The 17,182-nt window shown below is 74.8% G+C and carries 13 protein-coding genes; 8 read left to right on the top strand and 5 right to left on the bottom strand.

The annotated features are described in order from the left end of the window. The first annotated feature begins 2 nt into the window (after nucleotides 1–2). Both QOM21_RS15080 and QOM21_RS15085 read left to right on the top strand, forming a co-directional pair. The gene (locus QOM21_RS15080) at nucleotides 3–2,456 is read left to right on the top strand and encodes an HAD-IC family P-type ATPase (protein ID WP_407550472.1); all 2,454 of its coding nucleotides are present in this window, start codon (nucleotides 3–5) and stop codon (nucleotides 2,454–2,456) included. Between the two features lie 76 nt (nucleotides 2,457–2,532). Beyond that, nucleotides 2,533–2,715 carry a hypothetical protein gene (locus QOM21_RS15085; protein ID WP_407550474.1) on the top strand — a complete coding sequence of 61 codons (183 nt, stop codon included), beginning with the start codon at nucleotides 2,533–2,535 and terminating at the stop codon, nucleotides 2,713–2,715. Between the two features lie 123 nt (nucleotides 2,716–2,838). Here QOM21_RS15085 and QOM21_RS15090 read toward each other — a convergent pair whose 3' ends face one another. Beyond that, nucleotides 2,839–6,105 (bottom strand): sacsin N-terminal ATP-binding-like domain-containing protein, encoded by a 3,267-nt coding sequence (locus QOM21_RS15090; RefSeq protein ID WP_407555681.1) that lies wholly within the window; start codon nucleotides 6,103–6,105, stop codon nucleotides 2,839–2,841. A 408-nt stretch (nucleotides 6,106–6,513) separates the two neighbouring features. Continuing rightward, the gene (locus tag QOM21_RS15095) at nucleotides 6,514–7,431 is read right to left on the bottom strand and encodes a DUF3027 domain-containing protein (protein WP_407550476.1); all 918 of its coding nucleotides are present in this window, start codon (nucleotides 7,429–7,431) and stop codon (nucleotides 6,514–6,516) included. Nucleotides 7,432–7,822: 391 nt separating this feature from the next. Here QOM21_RS15095 and QOM21_RS15100 point away from each other — a divergent pair, with 391 nt between their 5' ends. From QOM21_RS15100 to QOM21_RS15115, 4 genes are read left to right on the top strand one after another with little or no spacing between them, the layout of a single operon-like run. Continuing rightward, nucleotides 7,823–9,226 (top strand): MFS transporter, encoded by a 1,404-nt coding sequence (locus QOM21_RS15100; protein WP_407550477.1) that lies wholly within the window; start codon nucleotides 7,823–7,825, stop codon nucleotides 9,224–9,226. A 58-nt stretch (nucleotides 9,227–9,284) separates the two neighbouring features. After that, nucleotides 9,285–9,788 carry a hypothetical protein gene (locus tag QOM21_RS15105; RefSeq protein ID WP_393894751.1) on the top strand — a complete coding sequence of 168 codons (504 nt, stop codon included), beginning with the start codon at nucleotides 9,285–9,287 and terminating at the stop codon, nucleotides 9,786–9,788. Between the two features lie 43 nt (nucleotides 9,789–9,831). Next, a complete protein-coding gene (locus tag QOM21_RS15110; protein WP_407550479.1) occupies nucleotides 9,832–10,605 on the top strand; it encodes a futalosine hydrolase in 774 nt (257 codons plus the stop codon). After that, nucleotides 10,602–11,453, top strand: coding sequence for a 1,4-dihydroxy-6-naphthoate synthase (locus QOM21_RS15115; protein WP_407550481.1), 852 nt, complete (start codon nucleotides 10,602–10,604; stop codon nucleotides 11,451–11,453). The genes QOM21_RS15110 and QOM21_RS15115 overlap by 4 nt, the downstream gene beginning before the upstream one ends. Before the next feature lie 81 nt (nucleotides 11,454–11,534). Here QOM21_RS15115 and QOM21_RS15120 read toward each other — a convergent pair whose 3' ends face one another. Next, nucleotides 11,535–11,918, bottom strand: a complete 384-nt coding sequence (locus QOM21_RS15120; RefSeq protein ID WP_136740898.1) for a cold-shock protein — start codon at nucleotides 11,916–11,918, stop codon at nucleotides 11,535–11,537. A 249-nt stretch (nucleotides 11,919–12,167) separates the two neighbouring features. On the opposite strand from QOM21_RS15120, the gene QOM21_RS15125 reads away from it, so the two are divergent. Beyond that, nucleotides 12,168–12,365 carry a hypothetical protein gene (locus QOM21_RS15125; RefSeq protein ID WP_393894910.1) on the top strand — a complete coding sequence of 66 codons (198 nt, stop codon included), beginning with the start codon at nucleotides 12,168–12,170 and terminating at the stop codon, nucleotides 12,363–12,365. On the opposite strand, the gene QOM21_RS15130 is transcribed toward QOM21_RS15125, so the two are convergent. Next, entirely contained in the window at nucleotides 12,329–12,985 is a 657-nt protein-coding gene (locus QOM21_RS15130; protein ID WP_407550483.1) for an HAD family hydrolase, read from the bottom strand. The two genes, QOM21_RS15125 and QOM21_RS15130, sit on opposite strands and share 37 nt — an antisense overlap. Nucleotides 12,986–13,162: 177 nt before the next feature. Beyond that, complete coding sequence (locus QOM21_RS15135) at nucleotides 13,163–14,410, bottom strand: hypothetical protein (RefSeq protein ID WP_407550485.1); 1,248 nt, start codon at nucleotides 14,408–14,410, stop codon at nucleotides 13,163–13,165. 198 nt (nucleotides 14,411–14,608) lie between these two features. On the opposite strand from QOM21_RS15135, the gene QOM21_RS15140 reads away from it, so the two are divergent. Further along, nucleotides 14,609–17,134, top strand: coding sequence for a helicase-associated domain-containing protein (locus QOM21_RS15140; protein WP_407550486.1), 2,526 nt, complete (start codon nucleotides 14,609–14,611; stop codon nucleotides 17,132–17,134). The last annotated feature ends 48 nt before the right edge of the window (nucleotides 17,135–17,182 follow it).

Genomic DNA, 17,182 nt, shown 5'->3' on the forward strand with positions numbered 1-17,182 from the left:
GCATGACGCAGCGGGCGAGGACCGACGTCGAGGAGCCGGAGCCGGGCGGCAGGTCCGCTTCCGCTCCGGCGCACCGCGGACTGACCGCGGCCGAGGTCGCCGAACGGGTGGCCAGGGGCGAGGTCAACGACGTCCCCGTACGCTCCTCGCGCTCGGCCACCGAGATCGTCCGCTCCAACGTCTTCACCCGGTTCAACGCCATCATCGGCGTCCTCTTCGTGATCATCCTGATCGTCGGGCCGATCCAGGACGGGCTGTTCGGCTTCGTGATCGTCGCCAACACCGGCATCGGCATCGTTCAGGAGCTGCGCGCCAAGAAGACCCTGGACCACCTCGCCGTCATCGGCGAGGCGAGACCGACGGTCCGGCGCGACGGGGTGGCCGCCGACATCCCCACCTCCGAGGTCGTCCTCGGGGAGCTGATCGAGCTGGGGCCCGGCGACAAGATCATCGTCGACGGCGAGGTACTGGAGAGCGACGGCCTGGAGATCGACGAGTCGCTGCTGACCGGCGAGGCCGACCCCGTGCTGAAGAAGCCCGGTGAGCCGGTGATGTCCGGCAGCTTCGTCGTCGCGGGCGGTGGCGCCTTCACCGCGACGAAGGTCGGCCGGCAGGCGTACGCCGCGCAGCTCGCGGAGGAGGCCAGCCGGTTCACGCTGGTCCACTCCGAGCTGCGCACCGGCATCAGCCAGATCCTGAAGTACGTCACCTGGATGATGGTCCCGACCGCGATCGGCCTCATCCTCAGCCACCTCTACACCCTCAACCTGACGGGCGACGAGGCCGTGCGGCGGATGGTCGCCGGGATCGTGCCGATGATCCCCGAGGGCCTGGTGCTGCTCACCTCCGTCGCCTTCGCCATCGGCGTCATCCGGCTCGGCCGCAAGCAGTGCCTGGTCCAGGAGCTGCCCGCCATCGAGGGCCTGGCACGGGTGGACGTGGTCTGCCTGGACAAGACCGGCACGCTCACCGAAGGCGGCATGGACGTCAGCGCGCTGCGCCTGCTGACGCCCGCCTCCGGGGAGGGGGCGGCGAGCGGAACGGATGCCGCGCGCAACGGGCCGGACGAGCCCTACGTCCGGCAGGTGCTCGGCGCCCTCGGCGAGTCCGATCCGCGGCCCAACGCCTCCCTGCAAGCGATCATCAACACCTACCCCGCGGCTCCCGGATGGCGCTGCACGGAGTCACTGCCCTTCTCCTCGGCCCGCAAATACAGCGGAGCCTCCTTCAACGACCCGCACGGCGAGAGCAGCACCTGGCTGCTGGGCGCGCCCGATGTGCTGCTGCCCGCCGCCGATGCCGCCCTCGGTGAGATCGACGACCTCAACGCCCAGGGCCTGCGGGTCCTGCTGCTGGCCCGCAGCGAGCGGGAGCTGGACGACTCCGCCGTCGCGCGGGACGTGACGCCCACGGCGCTGGTCGTCCTGGAGCAGCGGCTGCGCCCGGATGCCACGGACACCCTGCGCTACTTCGCGGACCAGGACGTCCAGGCGAAGGTCATCTCCGGCGACAACGCGGTCTCGGTGGGCGCGGTGGCCGCGAAGCTCGCGCTGCCCGGCGCGCAGGAACCGGTGGATTCCCGGAAGCTGCCTGCCGAGACGGACGAGATGGCGTCGGCGCTGGAGGAGGGGGCGGTCTTCGGCCGCGTCACCCCGCGGCAGAAGCGGGACATGGTCGGTGCCCTGCAGTCGCGCGGCCACCATGTCGCGATGACGGGCGACGGTGTCAACGACGTGCTGGCGCTGAAGGACGCCGATATCGGCGTGGCGATGGGGTCCGGCTCCGAGGCCACCCGCGCCGTGGCGCAGATCGTCCTGCTCAACAACAGCTTCGCGACGCTGCCGTCGGTGGTCGCCGAGGGCCGCCGGGTGATCGGCAACATCACCCGCGTCGCCACCCTGTTCCTCACCAAGACCGTCTACTCGGTCCTGCTGGCGATCCTGGTGGCCTGCTGGCAGATTCCCTACCCGTATCTGCCGCGGCATCTGACGCTGCTGTCCACCCTGACCATCGGCGTCCCGGCCTTCTTCCTGGCGCTCGCGCCGAACACGGAGCGGGCGCGGCCGCATTTCGTACGGCGGGTGATGCGGTACGCCGTCCCGTCCGGCCTGATCACCGGGACCGCGGCCTTCATCACGTATCTGCTGGCCCGCAGCCACTACAGCGGTCCGGACGCCCTCCCCGCCGAGACCAGTGCGGCGACCCTGACGCTCTTCCTCGCCGCGATGTGGGTGCTGGTGATCATCGCCCGGCCCTACACCTGGTGGCGCATCGGCCTGGTCCTGACGATGGGGGCGTGCTTCCTGATCGTCCTGATCACTCCGTGGCTGCAGCACTTCTTCGATCTGAAGCTGGTGGGGACGACCATGCCGTGGACGGCGGTGGGCATCGCGGTCGTCGCGGCGGTGCTGCTGGAGGCCGCCTGGCGGTGGGTGGGACACCGGGCGCCGGACTGAGGCCCGGTTTCGGCGAGGTCACGGATCCGGCCCGGCGATGGCGTCGGGCACCGGCCACCCCCTAGGGTCCCTGCCCATGGCATTCCACAGCGGGGACCTCATGCACGAGCTGCTCGCGGGCTCGCACCGTCACCACCACTACACCTCGGGGGGCAGCTCCTCCGGGGGCGGCAGCACCGAGTGGTGGGTGTGGCTGGTGCTCGCCCTCTCCGCGATCGTGCTCATCTGGGGCATCGCCAAGAAGTTCAGCTCGGACTGATCCCGTACGGCGGCGCCGGGGCGGCCGGACCGCCCGGTGCACGTGGGCGGCGGCCCCCGCCGAGCGACGGGGGCCTGCGTCACGCCGGTGAGCGGTGCACGGCACGGACACCCGCACCGTCGCTCAGTCGAACCAGCGCGCCCGCGCCAGCTCGTCGCCCCGGTCGGGGTCCTCCAGCAGCGCCGCCACCTCGAACCGGCGCGGCCACTGCCCCGCCGCCCAGGCCAGCCCGGCCGCGACACCCTCCAGCGTCGCGGCGTGCAGGGTGCCGTCCGGCGCCCACCGCCAGTCCAGCTCGACCGTCGTGGCGCCGCCGTCGACCAGCAGCTCCTCGTGTTCCGTGTACGCCTCCGGGGTGCCGGCGCCGAGCAGCACCCGCACCGCCTCCGGGACCTCGTGCCGGGTGCCCTCGGAGCGCACCTCGGCACCGACCGCCTCGCTCAGCCGCCGCACCTGGAGCAGCTCGGTCAGTTCGGCGGCCCGCGCGGGCCGCACCGGCAGCAACGCGTGACCCGCGGCCAGCGGCATCAGGTCCGGCGCGTCGGCGACCAGCGCGTCCGCCGCGTCCACCACACGGACCTCGCCGTCCACCACCGCCCGCAGCTCGTCCGGCAGCGTCACCTGCTCGGGGTCGAGGTCGGCCAACGCGCTGTAGAGGGCGTGCAGTTGGGTGGGGCCCACCGGCAGCTCCGGATCGGCGAGCCGGCCCAGCAGCTCCGCCGCGCCGCCAGGCTCCTCCAGGAGCGCGGCCACCGAGGTGCGCACCCCGAGCGCGCGGAGCACCTGCGCATCGACGTCACCGGCGTCCGCCGACTCGTACAGCCCGGCCAGCAGCGGATCGCCGCCGGCCGACCGGAGCCCCGCGGGCCGCCGCCCGTCCAGCACCGGGTGCCCTCGCAGCCACCACGCGGTGTACGGCCGCACGGACTCCGTGGTGCCGTCCGGCAGCAGCACCCGCACCGGCGCGGTGAGCGCGTCACGCAGCGGCGGGCGGGAGAGCATCGCGAGGGCCTGCGGCCAGGCGTCGTCGTCGACCAGCTCCAGATCGCGCACGGCGACCAGCTCGGTCACCACCGGCGGCACGGGCGTCTCCGGGAGCCCGTCGAGCACGTCCTCGCACCAGACGTCCACCGCGTCCAGCAGTCCGGCGTCGTCCGGCTCCGCGAAATCGCCGTCCCTGGGCTCCAGTTCGTCCGGGTCGAGCACCACATCGGTGGCCCGTACGAGCGCGAAGCCGGCCAGCACGCCGACCGCGGTCAGCGGCTGCTCACCCCAGCGCTCCGCCAACTCCGCGTCACAGGCGGCGAGTTCGCCCTCCCGGATGACCTGCTCGAAGGCGCTCCCCGGGAACACCAGCTCCCCCGCGGGCGCCGGTTCGCCCTCCTCGTCGGGGAGGGCGAGCGCCGCCAGCCACGGTTCGTCGCCCGGCAAGAGATTGGCGTCCCGGACCAGGCCGAGCACCGTCTCGGCCAGCGCGTCCGCGCCCAGCGGAGCCCCCGGGCCGTCCTCCATGTCGTCCGCGAAGACGTCGTAGGCATCCTCGTCGGCGTCCAGCGAGTTCGCCACGGCCGCCCGGACCTGCGGGGTCGTCAGCACGGCACGCGGTGAGGCGGGAGTGGCGCCCAGCTTCTCCAACAGCGGGTGCACCGCGTCCGGATGCGCGACCTTCAGCCCGAGCCTGGCGAGCGTCCGGTGCCGCGCCGCGGCCTCCTCGTCCGCCCCGCCGGCCATCGGCAGCAGCACCTGGCGCGGCCCGATCGTCGTCCGTACGCCGCCCGCCCCGCCGGGACGCTGCCCGGACGGGCCCGCCAGCGGCACCGGCAGCCCGCTCAGCCGGTCCGGGTCGGTGCCCGCCAGCGCGTCGTAGAGCCGCCACCACCAGCCCGGCGCCCGCTCGACGCCCGCGAGCCGGTCCACCATCTCCCCGAGCGGCACCCGCGCGACGCCCAACGCCCGCAGCTCGGGACGGCGTTCGAGGCCGGCCGGCAGCAGGCTCGGGAACAGCTCGGCCAGCACCCCGACCGTCGCCGCGCCCGCGCCCTCCACCAGCTCCGCGTCCACCGGACGCAGCACGAAGCGCTCCGCGCTCTCCTCGTCCCATTCCTCCGCGGGCGCCTGCGGCTCGGGCTTCTCCGGCGCCGCGTCACCGGGCGCGCCGGCGCTCGGCAGGAAGCGCACCCGCGGCAGCAGTTCGAGCACCCGTCGGCGCAGCTCACCGTCCAGGCCGCCCTTGCCCAGCGGCCCCGGGACCAGATCGAGGGTGCCGACCGAGACCGGCTGCCAGTCGCGCAGCAGCGTCGTGTACGTCTCGGCGGCGCGCTCCACGAGGAAGTCGGCGAGCGGGCCCGGCGCGACATGACGCCGGGTCGGCTCCAGCGGGAAGGACGCGATCAGCAGCGCGGGCAGCCCGAGCGGCTCGTCGGTCGGTGTCGGGGCGTGCACCACCGGTGCGGTACCGGGCCGGGCCGGGGCCCCTTCGGCGTCCACCGGGACCGCCCAGGTCACCGACCACACCGGCCGCAGCCGCTCCTCGACCGGGCGGTCGGCGAGCAGCGCGGGCTCCAGCGGACCGCCGTCGCTCGCCACCCGCCAGCGGGTGGCGCCCCGCGCGCTGTCCTCGATGACGACGAGGTCGCCGTCCCGGCGCCGGCGAAGCTCCCGGACGCCTTCCGGGGTCTCGACCACGACGTCGGAGAGCCCCGGCAGGGTCAGCAGCAGCGCCGCGTCGATACCGTCGAGGAGCCGCTCGGCGAGATCCCGCGCCGCGCCGTCCCGCAGCGGCAGCACCACCGCGGTGTCGTAGCCCTCGGGCGCGCCGCCCTCGGCGGGCAGCGGGAGCCGCAGCAGCGGCACATGGCCGTCCCGGCGGCGCAGCTCGCCCCCGAGGCCGGGGCTGTGCGCGGCCACCTCCTGCGCCAGCTCACGGGCCTCGGCCAGGGACCAGCGGACACCGCCGGTGCGGCCCACCAGCGCCGGCTCGTCGCTGACGGACAGGACGGCGGCGAACCCGACACCGAACCGGCCGACCGCACCGGCCGCGGCGCTGGTCTCCCGCTTCGCCGAGGCGCGCAGGGTCGAAAGCGACTCGACGCCGGTGGCGTCCAGCGGAGCGCCGGTGTTGGACGCGACGAGCACGGCGGGCTCGATGCCGTCCGACGGGTGCAGGGTCAGCCGCAGCCTGCCCGGTACACCGGCCCGGGCCGCGGCGTCCGCGGCGTTCTGCGCGAGCTCCACCACGAGACGGTCGCGGTAGCCGCCGAGCGCGAGGTCCTCCTCCGCGTTGGCGTCCTCGCGGAACCGGGCCGGCGAGGCGGCCCAGGCGTCCAGCACGCCGCGCCGCAGTCGCGCGGTCCCGAACGGGTCCGCCCCTTCGGCCGCGCCGCGCACCATCGCCGTACCGGTCACTGTCCGTCTCCCTCGACTTGGTCGGTGGCCCGAACGGTATCGCCCCACGTTGCCGTGTGCCGCGCCGTGCCGCGCCTGGTGTGCTTTTGCCCGCCGTTGCCGGCGGCGGGGTCCGGGTGGGGCGGCCGCCGCCGGTTCGGGCGCGGCCGGTGGCGGGCCCTGGGAAGTGCCCGCGACCGCGCCGAACGGCTTACGACCACCCTCGGCCGCGGCCGCGAGGAACGGCAAGAGTTGCGGGGCGGCCGGCGACACTTCCGCGCGCGTGATCCCGTCGCCGCACCGGGCGAGGGGATCGGCATCAGGACATGCGTCGCCGCGCCCACGTCCCGCTGAAAGCGGTGACCGCGGGGTCGTGCGGTGGCGTTCCCTCGTTCCAGGGCCGCGCCCCGGGGGTCAGCTGTGGCCCAGCTCCTCGGCGGGCCCGCTGTCCTCGACCGAGCCGCCGTCCCGCTCGGGGCGCAGCGACAGCGCGTCGACGATGGTCTCGTCGATCACCGGCTCGGCGGGCCGGGCCGGCTTCGGCATCACGGCGGCCTCGGAGTGCCCGCCGCAGCCGTAGGCGAGCGAGACGACCCGGCCGTCCGCCGGGGAGAACTCGTTGGCGCAGACGCCGAACGCCTGCCGCAGGGAGCCGGTGAGCGGGGTGAGGAAGCCGCAGGACACGCAGGAGGCCGGGGCGGCCTGCGCCATGGGGGTCTTCGCGCCGTACGCCTCCTCCCAGCGGTCGGCCGCGACATGCAGGCCGTAGCGGGAGAGCACCCTGGCGCGGCCCATGCCCAGCTCCTGGGCGACGGCCGCGGCACTGCCCCGCGCGGGGGCCGGCTGGACCGCCGGGGAGCCGGTGGTGACATCGGCGTCCTCGACCTCGGCGAGATCCTCGACGAGACCGGCGGGCGCCTTGTCGGCGACCACGGAGTTCGGCGGCGGTGCGTCCTCGCCGGAGTAGCCGGGCTCCAGGCGCAGGTCCTCGGCCTCGGTGGGCAGCAGATCGCCGGGGCCCATGTCGCCCGGGCGCAGCCGCTCGCTCCACGGCACCCACTCGGGTGCGAGCAGCGCGTCGGGGCCGGGCAGCAGCACCGACTCGTCGAGCGTGACGACCTTGGCGCGGGAGGCCCTGGCGACCGTCACCGCCCAGCGCCAGCCCCGGTAGCCGGGCTCCTTGCAGGCGAAGAGATGGGTGACCACCCGGTCTCCGTCGGCGACGGCGTCGATGTGCTCGCCGACCATGCCCGGCAGCGCGGCTTCCTCCGCCGCCGCCCGCGCAAGATCGACCGCCTCGGCGCACAGGCGGTCAGGGGTACGGCTTCGCATCGCAGCACTCACAAGAATCGATTCTCTCTTCCACGCCGTCTCACGAGTGCGCCAGCCGGAGCTGTCCTGTCCTGTCCGGACGACCGGCGGGGCCGGGGCGGGCGGAGCGGACCTGGGGACCGCGTCGACGTCCGCGCCCGATCGTTTCGGTCGAGCGCACCTATTACGAACCATTCTGCGGGATCGCGGTAAGGCGCGCGGCCAAAAACGACCGCCGGTGGCGCGCTACACACGCTACCCCTTCAACCGTGGACGATCCCTCGGCGGGAGCGCCAATTGTCCCCGACGGCCGCCGGGGGCCCGCGCGCCCCGCGCGGCAGAGCGGAGAAAGTGCCATCTCCTGGGCGAGTTGGGGCAGTATGGCGTGGTGGCTGCCGCAAAGGCGTCGAAGGTGTCGAAGTCATCACGGGTGTCGCGCGCATCGACCAGGGGCGGAGAAGGCAACCGGGCCCGCCGGGCGGGCCGGGTCGTCGGCCGTGCCCTGCACCGGCCCTTCACGGGCGCGGCCCGCGGTATACGGCGCGCCACCCACGCGCACGGCGCGGGCGAGTCGGGTCTGGGCAAGCTGATCGAACTGCACGCGGTGAACGCCGCGGGCGACATGATGATCACCGTCGCGCTGGCCTCGACGGTGTTCTTCTCGGTGCCGACGGACCAGGCACGGGGCCGGGTGGCGCTCTATCTGGCGGTCACCATGGCGCCGTTCGCGCTGCTCGCCCCGGTCATCGGCCCGCTCCTGGACCGGGTGCCGCACGGCCGCCGGGCGGCGATGGCCGGCTCGATGCTGGCCCGCGCCCTGCTGGCGCTGACGATGGCGGGGGCGGTGGCCGGCGGCGGCCTGGAGCTGTATCCGGCGGCGCTGGGGGTGCTGGTGTCGTCCAAGGCGTACGGCGTGGTCAGGAGCGCGGTGGTGCCACGGCTGCTGCCGCCGCGGATCGCGCTGGTCAAGGCCAACTCCCGGGTGACCCTCGCCGGGCTGCTGGCCACCGGGCTGGCGGCGCCGATCGGCGGCGCGCTGCATCTGATCGGGCCGAGCTGGCCGCTGTACGGCGCCTTCGTGGTGTTCGTGACCGGCACCTTCCTGTCGTTCTCGCTGCCGCACAAGGTCGACTCGGCCAAGGGCGAGGTCCGGGCCCGGATGGCGTCCCGGGACGAGACGGCGGGCTCGGTGCTCACCAAGCGGCGGCCCGGGCTGCGGACGGTCGGCCCCTCGGTGCTGCACGGGCTGCAGGCCAACGCCTGCCTGCGCTCGCTCTCCGGCTTCCTGACGTTCTTCCTGGCCTTCCTGCTGCGCGAGCACCCGCTGGGCGGGCTGGGGCCGGCGACCTCGCTCGGCCTGGTCGCGGTCGCCGCAGGCACCGGCAACGCCCTGGGCACCGCGATCGGCGCGTGGCTGAAGGCGCGCGGCCCGGAGCGGCTCATCGCCTCGATGCTGGCGCTCGCCCTGTCCGTGACGATCCTCGCGGCGGTCTTCTACAACGTGGTGGCGATCGTCGTGGTCACCGCGGCGGCGGCCGCCGCGGGTCTGTGCCAGGCCCTGGCGAAGCTGTCACTGGACGCGATGATCCAGCGCGACGTGCCCGAGGGGGTCCGTACGTCCGCGTTCGCCCGCTCCGAGACGGCGCTGCAGATGTCGTGGGTGGTCGGCGGCGCCATCGGGATCTCCCTGCCGCTGATCGGCGTCGTGGGCATGTCGGTGGCCTCGGCATTGGTGGCGACCGGACTGATCGCGGCGGGCAGCGGACTGCTGGGGGCCGCCCGGCGGGGCGGCGGGGCCGGCGCGCGCGTGGCCTGAGTCGCGGCACGCCGCACCCGCGCGTGGCCGGAGCCGGGGCGCCCGATAGCCTGCCCGCATGACCGCTGCGTTGATCTCCTGGGGCAAGGGCCGCCGTGCCGCTGCCGCCATCGGTGCCGTGTCCCTGGGTCTCATCACCCTCTCCGCCTGCGAGAAGCCGACCGCCTTGGCGACGGTGACCGTCGGATCCACGACGGTGACGTCCGAGGCGACCGCCGGCTGCGACGGTGACGGCAAGGTTCTCGACAAGAAGACGATCGAGTCCTGCATCACCAAGAAGGGCGGCAAGACGATCACGGTGCGCCCGGGTGAGAAGGTGCGCGTCGGTGTCGAGCCGGACGTCGCCAAGTCCGGCTGGATCGTCATCGGTGGCGGACCCGTCATGCGTGAGCCCAGCAAGGAGACGTACCGCAGCTTCGACTCGGACGAGCTCTTCGCGCAGCAGAACCCGCAGACCGGCCAGACCTCGTACACCAAGTCCGTCACGCTCCAGGTGGCCGAGCTCGGCGCGGGCCAGGGCCCCAAGACCATGTGGCACTTCACGCTGAAGCAGAAGGACTGAGTCCTCTGAGGGAGTTCCGGCCGGGCGCCCCGAGGGCCGTCTGATGCGGGTACTTGCCGTCACCGCGGTGGCCGCCGAGCGCGACGCCGTGTGCGCCGCGGCGGGGCCCCACGACTCCTCGCCGCTGCCCGGCGGTTACGACCTGCGGCGCGCGGCCCGGCCGGCCGGCCCGCGTTCCGCCGCGGCGCTCGACGCACTGGCCGTCGGCGTCGGCCCGGCCGCCGCGGCCGCCGGCACGGCCACCGCGCTCACCGCCGCCGCGCTCGCCGGCGAGCCGTACGACCTGGTCGTCTCTTCCGGCATCGGCGGTGGCTTCGCGCCGGGCGCGCCATTGGGCAGCGTCGTCGTCGCGGACGCGATCGTCGCCGCCGACCTGGGCGCGGAGACACCCGAAGGATTCGTGCCGGTCACCGAACTCGGCTTCGGCACCGTGTCCCACCGCCCCGACCCCGCACTGGTGAAGGCCGTCGCCTCGGCGTCCGGCGCCGCGACCGGGACCGTACTGACCGTCTCGACGGTCACCGGCAGCGCCGCCCGCGCCGCGGAGCTGACCGCCCGTCACCCCGGTGCGCTCGCCGAGGCGATGGAGGGGTTCGGAGTCGCCGAGGCGGCCGCCGCGCATGGCGTGGCGGTGCTGGAGATCCGTGCGGTCTCCAACGGCGTCGGCCCCCGCGACCGCGCCTCCTGGCGGATCGGCGAGGCGCTCGCCGCCCTGACCGAGGCGTTCCGGACACTGCCCGAAGCGCTTTCGGCCGCGCCGCCCACCGGCTCCGGACCGGCTCCGGAACAGCCGCCATCCCCGAGGAGGACCCCGTGACCCGGCCGCTGGACATCGCGTACTCGCCGTGCCCGAACGACACCTTCGTCTTCGACGCCCTGGCACACGGCCGCGTCCCCGGCGCACCGGAACTCGCGGTCACCTTCGCCGACATCGACCTCACCAACGGCATGGCGGAGCGCGGTGAGTTCGATGTGCTGAAGGTGTCCTACGCGGTGCTGCCGTGGGTGCTGGAGGAGTACGCCCTGCTGCCCTGCGGCGGCGCCCTGGGGCGTGGCTGCGGGCCGCTGGTGCTGACCCGGGAGGCGGGCCGGGCCGCCGACCTGGCGGGCCGGACCGTCGCGGTGCCCAGCGAGCGGTCCACCGCCTACCTGCTGTTCCGGCTGTGGGCCGCGGCCGAGGTGCCGGGCGGCGTCGGCGAGATCGTCGTGCTGCCGTTCCACGAGATCATGCCGGCCGTCCGCGACGGCAAGGTCGACGCCGGCCTGGTCATCCACGAGGCCCGCTTCACCTACCAGGACTACGGGTTGTCCTGCCTGGCCGACATGGGCGAGCACTGGGAGGACACGACCGGGCTGCCGATCCCGCTCGGCGCGATCATCGCCAAGCGGTCGCTGGGCACGGACGCGCTGCGTGAGCTCGCCGCGGCCATCCGCACCTCCGTCCGGATGGCCTGGGACGAACCGGAGGTCTCCCGGCCGTACGTGCTGGCGCACGCGCAGGAGATGGATCCGGCCGTCGCCGACCAGCACATCGGGCTGTACGTCAACGAGTTCACGGCCGACCTCGGCGAGGACGGCTACGCCGCGGTCCGCGGGCTGCTCACCCGCGCCGCGGCCGAGGGACTCGTACCGCCCCTGGGCCGCGACGCGCTGAACTTCGTCTGACGCCCCGGATCCCGTACGACTTCGCCCCGGACGCGGTGAGCGGCCGGGGCGAGGTGCGTCGCGGAGCTGTCGGGCTGCCGGTCAGACGTCCAGCTGGTCGGCGACCGCGCGCAGCATGCCGGCGATCTTGGAGCCGTGGGCCTTGTCCGGGTAGCGGCCGCGCTCCAGTTGCTGGGTGACGTTCTCCAGGAGCGTGGTGAGGTCCTGCACGATCGAGGCGAGCTCGTCGGGCTTGCGGCGCTGCGCCGCCGCCACCGAGGGTGCGGGGTCGAGGAGGGTGACGGTAAGCGCCTGGTCGCCGCGCTGGCCCGCTACGACGCCGAATTCGACACGCTGGCCCGGCTTGAGTGCGTCCACGCCGTCGGGCAGCACCGACGAGTGCACGAAGACGTCGCCGCCGTCATCGCGGGAGAGAAAGCCGAAGCCCTTCTCGCTGTTGAACCACTTGACCTTGCCGGTAGGCACGTCTGTCCTCGTCCTCGTACTCGTGGGAAAAAAGCTGGCCGGATCACTTGCGAAAATGTGTGGGAAAACGGGTCTGGATAGCAGTGCAGCGGGCCGCAGGGCCCGCCACGACACAAGGCTAATGGTCCGGTGCCCGGTGACAAGACGTCGCAGGGTGGTTCCTCTGTGCTTCTGGCCCGGACTTACCCTGGTCAGGTGTCTGACGAAACTCCCCAGGCCGGGGATCTGCTGGTCCGAATCGGCGCGATCATGTTCCTTGTTGGCGCGCTGGCCACTCTCGCCACGGTAACGCCGCTGTTCATCGGGACCGAGCCGCTGCCGTCCGCTTTCTACTGGGTCTGCATGCTGATGGGCGCCGGGTTCCTCGTCGCCGCGGCGGGCGTGATCCGGTCCGCCGTGGCCCAGCGCCGTCAGGCGGAAGCGGCGTCCGCGCCCTCGGTGACGTAACCGCCGTCGGCGACGTACCGCTCCAGCCAGGCCGGGAAGGCGGTCAGGTCGTCGAGCAGGACGTCGGCGCCGGCCGCGCGGAGCTCGTCGGCCGCGCAGGGGCCGGTGGGCACCGCCACGGACAGTGCGCCGGCGGCGCGTGCCCCGCGGACGTCACCGGTGTGGTCGCCGACGTAGATCTGCGCACCGTGCTCACGCAGGGCGTCCGCCTTGGCCTCCGCCCACAGGGAGCCGATGACGGCGTCCGGCTCGATGCCGAGGTGCTGCAGATGCAGCTTGGCGTTCGGCTCGAACTTGGCCGTGACGACCACGGCCCGGCCGCCCGCCGCGCGCACCGCGGCGATGGCCTCCCGGGCGCCTGACATGGCCGGCGTGCCCGTGATCGCGTGCAGGGGGTACAGCGCGCGGTAGACCTCGCTGATCTCGGCCACCCGCTCCTCGGGGAACCAGTGGCGGATCTCCTGCTCCAGCGGCGGTCCCAGCCGGGTGACGGCCAGGTCGGCGTCGACAAAGGTGCCGGTCCGGGCGGACAGCGCCTGGTACGCCGCCTTGATGCCCGGGCGGGAGTCGATCAGCGTCATGTCGAGGTCGAATCCGACCGTCAGTGGGTGCGCAGCCATGCCCGCCATTGTGCCTGCCATGGCCATCGGCCCGGAAACACGTGGTGAGGCGTTCGTTGCGCCGCGGTGTGCATCGCGCGCACACCGGCGGCGACGAGCCGGCGCCGGGCGCGAGGCGCGGCCGGGGACGCGGACGGACGGTGTGGCGGTCGGCCCGGCCGCCTCACCGCGCGGCCTTCACCCAGGGGCCCGCCTCATCCGCCACACCAGGAAGAGGGCGGAGGCGACGGCCGCGACCCTGGCCACCGCCGGAAGCCCGTCGGCGAGTTCCTGCCCGAGCCGGCCCTGCGCGATCGGGTCGCCCCAGCGTCCGTCGAACCGCCCCCACAGCCACACCATCAGGCCGGCCACGACGATTCCGGGCACACCGAGCGCCGCGAACTTCGCCTCCGTCCGGCTCAGCCGCCGCGAGACATACGCCAGCCCCCAGCCCCCGGCCAGCGCGAGCCACGACCCCAGCAGGGCACCGGCGGCCAGCAGCAGGACCGCCAGGGACAGCACCGGGCTCAGCGGCGCCCGGGCGACCACCTCGGGGGCGGCCGTCCCGTCCGCGGTCTCCGCCTCGGGCTCGTCGTCCGCAGCCGCGCCGCGCCACCGTCGGAGCGCTTTGCGCAGCATCCCGGGAAGGGCACCCGCCCCACCGGCCGGCGCCTCCGCGTCCGGCTCCGCGCCGGCATCCGTTCCGGCCTTCTTGAGGGACGGCGGGTCCTGCGGGTCCTCGCCCGGGGGCCGTTCCCATATCTCCGGGATCTCGATGCCACCGACGAACCCGGGCACCGTCTCCCCCGGCCCGAACGGCGACGCCTCCACCCGCCACCAGTCGGGCCCGCCGGCCGTGTCGCCCAGTTCCGCGGCGCTCGCCAGATGCGGCGGCGAGGCGCTCTGGCCCAGGTCGGGCAGCGGCGGCCGCTCGGGGCGGCCGGGCTTCTTCAGGAAGCCGAAGCCGGAGGACGGGGCGGATCCGGACCCCTCGCGCGGCGCGGGCAACTTGCCGGTCAGGCCGGACAGCCCGCTGCGCCAGCCCAGGCCGCTGAGCTTCTGCCGCGGGGTCGACCAGGGCCGGCCGGCGGGCCGCGACGACCCGGTCCCCGGCGAGGACTCCGGCGCCCCGGAAGAATCAGAGGAATCAGGGCGGAGCGGCACCGCCGGGCCCGCCGATGCACCCTCCGCGTCCTGGGGAGCGCGGGGAGTCCCGACGGCCGGGCCCCCGCCCGCTCCGGCGGCCGCCACCACCGCCTCCGGCGTCCCCAGCCGCGACAGGATCCGCCGCACCCCCGGGACCGAGTCGGCCTTCTGTGCGTCTATCTCGGCGCGCAGCGTGGCCACCAGCCGCATGCGTGCGGCCGACGGCAGACCCCGCTGCTGGGCCAGGTCGCCCACCCGGCTCAGATAGTCAAAGACGAGCTGATCGCTCTCGATCCCCACGAAATCCCCTGCGGCATGCGCTGGTTGCTGTTTCGACGGTACCCCGTCGATCGGCGTGCGGGCCGCAGGTTCCCGGTGGCGGCGCGCGCAGCGCCCCGGGGCCGGGCGCGCGGCGCGGGAGCGGCGGAACCGGCGTACGACGGGCCGCGCAGCGCCGGACGGTGCCCCCGCCTCCCCGTCACCGCTAACGTAGGACGAATGACCGGTACACCCCGCACCCTCGCCGAGGAGCTCAGGACCCGCACCGACAGCGGGCTCGTCGGCCTGCTGCGGGCCCGGCCCGATCTGCTCAATCCGGTTCCGGGCGATGTCACCCAGCTGGCGACCCGGGCCGGCACCCGGGCGTCGGTCGTGCGCGCCGTGGAGCGGCTCGACCGGTTCGTGCTGCAGGCCGCCGAGGCGCTGGCGGTGGCCCCCGACCCGTGCCCGTACGCCACCCTCGGCGCCCTGATGGGCGGGGACGCGGGGGACGAGGCGGTCGCCGCGGAGCTGCCACGAGCGGTGGCCGAGCTGCGAGCGCAGGCGCTGGTGTGGGGCCCGGACGACCGGCTGCGGCTGGTGCGTACGGCCCGTGAGCTGCTCTCCCCGAGCGCCACCCACCCCTCCCCGACGGGCCTGGGGCCGACGGTCGCCGAGGCCACCGCCGGGATGTCCCCCACCCGGCTGCAGGAGATCATCGCCGCGGCCGGGCTGCCCGCGACCCATGACCCGGTGAGCGCGGTCGCCGCCCTGACCGGCCTGTTCACCGACCGCACGCGGATGGCCGGGCTGCTGGACACCGCGCCCGCGGAGTCCGTCGCGGTGCTCGACAGGCTGCTGTGGGGGCCGCCCTACGGCGCGGTCACCGAGCGGCCGGCACCGCATCTGACGTGGCTGCTCGACCACGGTCTGCTGCTTCCCGCGGGGGCGCGCAATGTCGTGCTGCCCCGGGAGGCGGCGCTGCATCTGCGGGGCGGGCGCGCCCACCGCGCTCCGGAGCCGATGCCGCCGGCGCTCGCCCCGGCGACGGAACGTGATCCACAGCTTGTGGACAACGCCGCCGCGAGCCAGGCGTTCACCGCGCTGGCGACCGTCGAGGAACTGCTGAAGGAATGGGATCTCGGCGGGCCGTCCGTGCTGCGCGCCGGCGGTCTGAGCGTGCGCGACCTCAAGCGGACCGCGGTCGCGCTGGACACCACCGAGCAGCTCGCCGCCTTCTGGCTGGAACTGGCCTACGCGGCCGGGCTGGTGGCCTCCGACGGTGAGGCCGACGAGCGCTACGCCACCACACCCGCCGCCGAGGAATGGCTCGACCTGCCCGATCATGAGCGCTGGGCCGTGCTCGCGGCCGGCTGGCTGTCCGCCACCCGCACACCGGGCGTGGTCGGCACCGCCGACGCGAAGGGCCGGGCGCTCGCCGCGCTGGGGCCCCACCTCGACCGCTCCCCGGCCCCCGAGGTCCGCCGCCGCGCCCTCGCCCTGCTCGGCTCCCTCCCGCCCGGCACGTCCGTCCCGCCCACCGCCGTCCTCTCCCGGCTGCGCTGGGAGCGCCCCCTGCGGGGCGCGGGCACGGCGCAGTCGACCGGCCCGGCGGCACCGACGACGGCCGCCACGGCGGGCGAAGGGCCCGGCCCGGCGTCCTCCCCCGCCGACGACCTGCGCTCCCGTCTCGCCCAATGGGCACTGGCGGACGCCGAGTTGCTCGGCGTGACCGGTCGCGGCGCGCTGTCCGCACACGGCCGCGCCCTGATCGACGCCGCGACCGCGTCGGCGCACCCGACCACCGCGGAGACCCGGGCCGCCGCGAACCGCGCCGCCGCGCTCCTCGCGCCGCTCCTCCCCGAACCGCTCGATCACGTCCTCCTCCAGGCGGATCTGACCGCGGTCGCCCCCGGCCCGCTGCGCCGCCCGCTCGCCGAGGCACTCGGCGTGCTCGCCGACATCGAGTCCAAGGGCGGCGCAACGGTCTACCGCTTCACACCGGGCTCGGTGCGGCGCGCCCTGGACGCCGGCCGCTCCGCCGCCGAACTCCAGGAGTTCCTCACCACCCACTCCCGTACGCCCGTGCCCCAGCCGCTGGCCTACCTGATCGAGGACGTGGCCCGTAAGCACGGCCGGCTGCGGATCGGCGCGGCCGCCGCGTACGTCCGCTGCGACGACGACGCGCTGCTCTCCGAGATCCTCGCCGACCGGCGCGCCATCGCCCTGCGGCTGCGCCGCCTGGCCCCGACGGTGCTGGCCGCCCAGACCTCGCCCGACCAACTCCTCGACGGCCTGCGGTCGATGGGCTACGCCCCGGCCGCCGAGTCCGCCGAGGGCGATGTGCTGATCGCCCGCGCCGACTCCTACCGGACCGCGCCGCGCACGGCGCCCGCCCCGGTCCCCGACGGCCCGCCGTCCCCCGATCCCACGCTGCTCGACGCGGCCGTACGCGCGATCCGCGCCGGCGACCTCGCCGCGACCGCGGAGCGCAAGCCGGTGCACGCGCCCGCCCCCGCGTCCGGCGCGCTCCCCCGCACCACCTCGGCCGAGACCCTCGCCACGATGCAGGCCGCGGTCCTCACCAGCTCCGCCGTGTGGATCGGCTACGTCAACGCCGACGGCGCTGCCAGCCAACGCGTGATCGCGCCGGTGCGGGTGGAAGGCGGCTTCGTCACGGCCTACGACCACACCTCCGACGAGGTCCGCACCTACCCGCTGCACCGCATCACGGGCGTGGCGGAGCTGGCGGACGACTCGGTCTGAGGCGGGCGGGCCCGGCGGAGCCCCGGCGCGTGCGCAGCTCCGGCGGTC

Source organism: Streptomyces sp. Pv4-95, assembly GCF_045782725.1.
Classification (GTDB): domain Bacteria; phylum Actinomycetota; class Actinomycetes; order Streptomycetales; family Streptomycetaceae; genus Streptomyces.